The 6,824-nt window shown below is 65.4% G+C and carries 8 protein-coding genes; 6 read left to right on the forward strand and 2 right to left on the reverse strand.

Translation table 11 applies throughout. From position 1 onward, the window contains the following. Positions 1–6 precede the first annotated feature (6 nt). The 6 genes from L981_RS10600 (at position 7) to L981_RS10625 (ending at position 4,994) form a co-directional block, all read left to right on the forward strand. On the forward strand, positions 7–390 hold the full coding sequence (locus L981_RS10600; RefSeq protein WP_043615013.1) for a RidA family protein: 384 nt from the start codon (positions 7–9) through the stop codon (positions 388–390). A 15-nt stretch (positions 391–405) separates the two neighbouring features. Beyond that, the gene (locus tag L981_RS10605; RefSeq protein ID WP_043615016.1) at positions 406–2,394 is read left to right on the forward strand and encodes an acetyl/propionyl/methylcrotonyl-CoA carboxylase subunit alpha; all 1,989 of its coding nucleotides are present in this window, start codon (positions 406–408) and stop codon (positions 2,392–2,394) included. Further along, positions 2,391–3,260, forward strand: a complete 870-nt coding sequence (locus L981_RS10610; RefSeq protein ID WP_043615019.1) for a hydroxymethylglutaryl-CoA lyase — start codon at positions 2,391–2,393, stop codon at positions 3,258–3,260. The genes L981_RS10605 and L981_RS10610 overlap by 4 nt, the downstream gene beginning before the upstream one ends. Beyond that, positions 3,257–4,042 (forward strand): crotonase/enoyl-CoA hydratase family protein, encoded by a 786-nt coding sequence (locus L981_RS10615; RefSeq protein ID WP_043615022.1) that lies wholly within the window; start codon positions 3,257–3,259, stop codon positions 4,040–4,042. Before L981_RS10610 ends, L981_RS10615 begins: the two co-directional genes overlap by 4 nt. Before the next feature lie 71 nt (positions 4,043–4,113). Then, the gene (locus tag L981_RS10620; protein WP_043615045.1) at positions 4,114–4,485 is read left to right on the forward strand and encodes an antitoxin Xre/MbcA/ParS toxin-binding domain-containing protein; all 372 of its coding nucleotides are present in this window, start codon (positions 4,114–4,116) and stop codon (positions 4,483–4,485) included. Continuing rightward, a complete protein-coding gene (locus L981_RS10625) occupies positions 4,485–4,994 on the forward strand; it encodes an RES family NAD+ phosphorylase (protein ID WP_043615024.1) in 510 nt (169 codons plus the stop codon). The genes L981_RS10620 and L981_RS10625 overlap by 1 nt, the downstream gene beginning before the upstream one ends. A 55-nt stretch (positions 4,995–5,049) precedes the next feature. Here L981_RS10625 and L981_RS10630 read toward each other — a convergent pair whose 3' ends face one another. Both L981_RS10630 and L981_RS10635 read right to left on the reverse strand, forming a co-directional pair. Continuing rightward, positions 5,050–6,414, reverse strand: coding sequence for an FAD-binding oxidoreductase (locus L981_RS10630; protein WP_043615028.1), 1,365 nt, complete (start codon positions 6,412–6,414; stop codon positions 5,050–5,052). A gap of 159 nt (positions 6,415–6,573) precedes the next feature. Then, on the reverse strand, positions 6,574–6,824 hold a 251-nt coding region (locus tag L981_RS10635; protein WP_043615031.1), incomplete at its 5' end, for a TOBE-like domain-containing protein.

Below are 6,824 nucleotides of genomic sequence, written 5' to 3' on the forward strand. Positions count from 1 at the left end.
ACCGCCATGAAACGCGACAACATCAATGCCCCGAACGCACCGCAGCCGCGCGGCGGCTATTCGCAGGCCGTCCGCCTGGAGAATTTCGAGCGGCTGCTCTTTATCAGCGGACAGGTGCCGCTGACGCCTGAAGACGCGCTGCCGGAGGGTTTTGAGGCGCAGGCGCGCCAGGTCTGGGCCAATATCGACGCGCAACTGACCGCGGCGGGCATGACCAAGGCCGATATCGTCAAGGTAACGGTGCTGCTTGCCGACCGCCAATATGCCATGGCCAACCGCGCGGCCCGCGCCGAATATCTCGGTCCGCTCGCGCCGGCGATGACGGTTGCGATCGCCGGCATCTTCGATGCCGGCTGGTTGCTCGAAATCGATGTGATCGCAGCGCAATAGGGCCAGGAGATGCCGATGTTTTCCAAACTCCTGATCGCCAATCGCGGTGAGATCGCCTGCCGGGTGATCCGCACCGCCAAGCGCCTCGGCATCCGCACGGTCGCCGTCTACTCCGATGCCGATGTCGGCGCGCTGCATGTGGCGCTTGCCGACGAGGCGATCCGAATCGGCCCGGCGCCGGCGCTCGACAGCTACCTTGTGGCTGAACGCATCATCGCGGCGGCGCACTCCGTCGGCGCGGACGCCATTCATCCCGGCTATGGCTTCCTGTCGGAGAATGCCGACTTTGCCGAAGCCGTCGAGGCGGCCGGCATCACCTTCGTCGGACCGTCGGCGTCCGCCATTCGCGCCATGGGGCTGAAGGATGCCGCCAAGGCGCTGATGGAGCAATCCGGCGTGCCGGTCGTTCCTGGCTATCACGGCGAAACGCAGGATCCGGATTTCCTTGCCGGGGAAGCGGCAAACATCGGCTATCCCGTGCTGATCAAGGCGCGCGCCGGCGGCGGCGGCAAGGGCATGCGGCGGGTCGACAGCGCCGCCGATTTTCCGGCGGCACTGGAAGCGGCGCGTCGCGAGGCGGAAGCAGCCTTCGGTGACGGCGCGGTGCTGATCGAGAAATATCTGACGAAGCCGCGGCACATCGAGGTGCAGGTCTTCGGTGATCGGCACGGCAACATCCTGCACCTTTACGAGCGCGACTGCTCGCTGCAACGACGCCACCAGAAGGTGATCGAGGAAGCGCCGGCGCCGGGCATGACCGCGGAAGTGCGGCGCGCCATGGGTGACGCGGCCGTTCGCGCGGCTCAGGCGATCGGCTATGTCGGCGCGGGCACCGTCGAGTTCATCGCTGACGTGACCGACGGGCTCTGGCCGGACCAGTTCTACTTCATGGAAATGAACACTCGGCTGCAGGTGGAGCATCCGGTCACAGAGGCGATCACGGGTATCGACCTCGTCGAGTGGCAACTGCGTGCTGCAGCCGGTGAAGCGCTGCCGAAACGCCAAAGCGAGATCGCCATCGATGGCTGGGCCTTCGAGGCCCGCATCTATGCGGAAGATCCGTCGCGCGGCTTCCTGCCGGCGACCGGGCAACTGACGACCTTGAGCTTTCCGGAGGAGGGCGTCCGTGTCGATGCCGGTGTCCGGCAGGGAGACAGGATCACGCCGTTCTACGATCCGCTGATCGCCAAGCTGATCGTGCACGGGTCCAACCGCTCGGCAGCCCTTGCAAAGCTCGAAAATGCGCTCAGGGCTTGCCGCATCGGTGGTACGGTCACCAACCTCGATTTTCTGGCCCGCCTTGCGGCCGAACCGGATTTTCGCGCCGGACATCCCGATACCGGCCTGATCGACCGCTCGATCGACCGGCTTTCGGCGTCGCCGGTGCCAAACGATGCGGCGCTTGCGCTTGCGGCCATCATTTCGACCGGAGCCCTGCAGCCGGACGGATCGGCCGATCCATGGTCTTCGCTCGGCCACTGGCAGATTTGGGGTGACGCCAACCGCAACATCGTGATCGAGCACCTGGGCGGACGGACGACCGTGGCGCTCGCGGCCCGTGGTCGGGATCAGTTCGCGGTCCACACCGGCACGGCGGCGTTGCCGGTCGTTATCCTCAATCGCTCTGCCGATGGCGCCCGGGCGGAAATCGCCGGCGCGCAGCAGGAGTTCCGTTTCCTGCGCGAAGGCGAGCAGATCACGCTGTTCCTGAACGGTGAGACCTACGGACTTCGCTTGCCGGACGCGCTTGGTGCGGGCCATTCCAGCGAGGTCGCGGACGACGCGGTGTCGGCGCCGATGCCCGGCATCGTCAAGCTGATCCGGGTTCGCCCCGGGGATGCCGTCGAGAAAGGCCAGGCGCTTGCCGTCATGGAAGCGATGAAGATGGAGCTCACGCTGTCGGCCTCGCGGGCTGGCGTGGTCGAGAACGTGCTGGTCAGCGAAGGCGAGCAGGTGACCGCCGGCGCCGTGCTGGTGATGCTCCAGCCGGAGAGCGCGGAATGAGCGGAGCGGCGGCGCAGCATGTGACGATCGTCGAGATGGCGCCGCGCGACGGGCTGCAGAACGAAAGCATGCTTGTCCCAACCGCTGACAAGATCCGCCTCGTCGATATGCTTTCGGATTGCGGATACGAGCGGATCGAGGTGACGAGCTTCGTCAGCCCGAAATGGGTGCCGCAGATGGCAGACGCCGCCGAGGTCATGGCCGGCATCCGCCGGCGCCCGGGCACCCGCTATGCGGTGCTGACGCCCAACTTGCGTGGGCTTGAAGCAGCACTCGAAGCCGGTGCCGACGAGGTGGCGATCTTCGCGTCGGCTTCCGAAACCTTCTCGCAAAAGAACATCAATTGCTCGATCGCCGAAAGCATCGAGCGCTTCCGGCCTGTTGCCGAGCTGTGCCTTGAAAAAGGTCTTTTGCTGCGCGGCTATGTGAGTTGTGTCGTCGAATGCCCTTATGAGGGTGCGATCGCCCCGTCGAGCGCCGCCCGCGTTGCCGGTCTGCTCGACGATCTCGGCTGCTACGAGATCAGTCTCGGCGACACGATCGGCCGCGGCACGCCGGAGGCGGTGAATGCGATGCTGGCTACGGTACTGGAGCGCATTGCTGCCAACAGGCTCGCCGGGCATTTCCACGACACCTCTGGCCGCGCGCTCGACAACATCGCCGTTTCGCTCGACCGCGGCCTCAGGATCTTCGACGCCTCGGCCGGCGGTCTCGGTGGCTGCCCCTATGCGCCGGGTGCTGCCGGCAACGTCGATACGCTCGCCGTCAATGCCTTCGTGACAGCCAGGGGGCTTTCGACCGGGCTCGACGCAGCGAAGCTCGAACAGGCCGCCGCCTTCGCGCGCACCTTGAGGACGGGGTCATGACCTTCGAAACGATCCGGATCGAAACCGATGCGCGCGGCGTCGCGCGGCTGACGCTGGCATTACCGCAGAAGCACAACGCGCTTTCGGCGCGGATGATCGAGGAACTGACCGAGGCGGCAGAACAGCTTTCGGCCGACCGTTCGGTCCGCTTGGTTGTCCTTGAGGGCGAAGGCCGCAGCTTCTGCGCCGGCGGCGACCTTGGCTGGATGCGCGAACAGTTCGATGCTGACAGGGCGACCCGCATTGCCGAGGCGACGCGGCTGGCGATGATGTTCAAGGCGCTGAACGAGATCGCGAAGCCCGTCATCGGCCGCCTGCATGGCAATGCCTTTGGCGGCGGCGTCGGCCTGATGAGCATCTGTGACGCGGCGGTTGCCTCGGCCGACGCAAAGTTCGGTTTAACTGAAACACGCCTCGGCCTGATCCCGGCAACCATTAGCCCCTATGTCGTCGCTCGCATCGGCGAGGGCAAGGCGCGGCCACTGTTCATGTCCGCCCGGCTATTCGGTGCGGAGGAGGCGCGCGTCTTGGGGCTCGCCACCACCGTTGTTGCCGCCGACGCACTGGATGCGGCGATCGAAGCGGAAATCGAGCCCTATCTGGCGGTTGCGCCGGAAGCCACCGGCCGGGCCAAACGGCTGGCCCGCTCACTTGGCGCCCCGATCACCGAAGAGACCATTGCCGCGACGATCGAACAGCTTGCCGATTGCTGGGAATCCGACGAAGCGCGTGAGGGCGTCGGCGCCTTCTTCGACAAGCGCGAGCCCACCTGGCGGCGATAGGCGTCCTTGATTTGGGCGTGTTTTGATCTTACTTTGATAACATGATGATCAAAACAAGCGCGGATCCTGTCATGGCTGCTGTCGGTCTCAACATCTCCACCGCCCATTACGGCGAAAACCATTCGTCCTTCCTGTCTGCTCGGCTGGTTGCCGATCGGCTTGGCGTGACGCTTGCCGAACTGGCGAAGCTGATCGGTGTCGCACGCAACACGCTGACGGCCAAGTCGAGTGCCCGCAAGGTCGATGCGGCCTTGAGCGGCGTCGTCCGTATCCTTGCCATGGCCGGCGAAATGGCGGGCGACGACAGCCGTGCCGTCATCTGGTTCAAGCACCAGCCGATCCCCGGCTGGGCCGGCAAGACCGCTTATGACCTTGTCGGCGAAGGCAAGGCCGACAAGGTGCTCGCTTATCTCGAAGCCGTGCGTTCCGGTGTCTACGCCTGATGGCGGTCAGCGAAGCGGTGCGCCTCTGGCGCGCCTATGTGCCGCGCTGGGCGCATGCGCCACTTTCGGGCGAAGGGGCAGGGCGGTATGGTGGGCGGTGGAATCCCGTGGGAATGCCGACGATCTATGCCGCCCGCGAACTCTCGACCGCCTGGGCCGAATACAATCAGGGTTTCGTCCAGCACCCGGCGCTGATCGCCCAGCTTGAACTGCGCTTTTCCCGCCTTGCGGATCTGACGGCGCCGGAAATCCTTTCCGACCTTGGTCTCACCGAAGACATCCACCAATGCGAATGGCGCGATGCGCTCGATCGCGGCCTCGTGCCGGAAACGCATCGCCTGCAGGGGGAGTTGAGCGACCGCGGCTTTGACGGTCTGATCTACCCGTCCTTCATGTCGCCCGGCGGCACCTGCGTTGCGCTCTGGCGCTGGAACGCAGGCGAGGGGGCCGAGCTGAAGGTCATCGATCCCGATGGGCGCCTGCCGAAAACGCCTGCCTCGTGGCTCTGAACCGACATGACGAGAAGTGGTGCTCTCCGAGTTCAGCCCTTCGCCAGCGGTCGGCTCAGATCACCTTGCCCGGATTGAGGATGCCGTTCGGATCAAGCGCCTGCTTGATCCGCCGCATGAGTTCGAGTTCGGTCGGACTGCGCGAATGGTCGAGGAAATCGCGCTTCAGCGCGCCGATGCCATGTTCGGCCGAGATCGACCCTTTGTAGCGCCGGACGATTTCATAGACGACGCCGTCGACGATATGCGGGGTGTCCGCGTCGCCGTTCGGTTCCGAGAAGGCGATGTGCAGGTTGCTGTCGGCGACATGGCCGAAGAAGGAGACATGGGCTGCCGGGAACCGGGCGGATAGAGCCTCGCCGCATTCCGCGGCGAAACGACCGATGTCGCCGATCGGCAGGCTGACGTCGAGGTTGACGAGATCAGGCAACTGGCTGTCCATCGCATGGCCTTCGCGCACGCTCCAGAAAGAACGGCTCTCCTTCTCCGACTGGGCGATCAGCGCATCGGCAATGATGCCATCTTCAAGCGCCCCTCCGAGAAAGGCCTCGAAGCCGTCACGCTCGCCGGCTTCACCGAGCAGATCCTGCTCGACGATCACCGCGAAGGCCGGGATCTCATCAAAGAGCTTCAGCTTCTCCGCGTCGGCATTGAAGCGGAAATAGTTCTCCCACATCGCCTCGAAAGCCGAGAGGCCGGGCAGGCGGCGTTGGCAGCGGGCGAGGAAGGCGACGACGTTGTCGTAACCGTCGAGCGCACAGAGTGCCGTCAGCCGGCCGACGGGCAAGGGCCGCAGCCGCAGGACCGCGCGCGTGATCACGCCGAGTGTTCCCTCCGAGCCGATGAAGAATTGCCGGAGGTCGTAGCCGGTGTTGTTCTTGATCATCTTGTTGAGCGACGAGATGATCGTGCCGTCGGCAAGCACCGCTTCGAGACCGAGCACGTTGTCGCGCGTCACACCATAGCGCAGCACCCGGATGCCGCCGGCATTGGTGGCGAGGTTGCCGCCGATCTGGCAGGAGCCACGGGCGCCAAGATCGATCGGCAGCAGGAAACCGGCGTCTTCGGCGGCGCGCTGCGCCACTTCGAGCGGCGTGCCGGCACGCACGGTCATGGTTCCGGCTTGGGGGTCGATCTCTTCGATGCCGGTAAAGCGTTCGAGCGAAATCACGACAGCGTCACGGTCGGCATTGGCGCCGCCGGCAAGCCCGGTCAGGCCGCCTTGAACGACGACGGTTTGGCGGCTGTCATTGCAGAGGCGGAGTGCCGTGGCGATCTCTTCGCTGCTTGTCGGGCGGATCACGGCCTTTGGCAGCTCACGGCCGGTCAGGCTGGCGTCGCTGCGATGGCGTTCGCCGATTTCGGTGCCGGTGAGCACGATGTCGCCGAGGGCTTGTTTCAGGTCGTCGACGATCGTCATGCGCTTCTCCCGTTTCCGCAGCCATTGTCGGCAGCGGGCGTCCCTGCTTAGCGCATCCCGAAGCAAACCGATATCCACACGGCGACGCTGCCGTTTGCCGGCGCGCCTGCACGCTCGGCACGAAAAGAGGGGCGAAACTGCACTGGGGCGCGCGACCGGTCAGCTGCCGGTGCGCGCCAGTTCGAACGGTTCGGCCGTCTCGACTTCGGCCGGCGCCCGCGGCGTTGTCGGCGTTGTGGCGATCTTGGGCTGTTCTTCCCTGAACAGTTTCCACTTTGTCGGCCGGAATGCGATGCGGCTGTGGTCGCCTGCGGCGGCGCGTTCGGGGGAGAGTTCGATCTCGACATGCGGATGGTTGCGGCCGAGGTCGAGTTCGAGATGGCGGGTGCCGGCAACCCGGCGGCTGGCGG

The sequence above is a fragment of the Ensifer sp. ZNC0028 genome (genome assembly GCF_000799055.1).
Taxonomy (GTDB): domain Bacteria; phylum Pseudomonadota; class Alphaproteobacteria; order Rhizobiales; family Rhizobiaceae; genus Ensifer.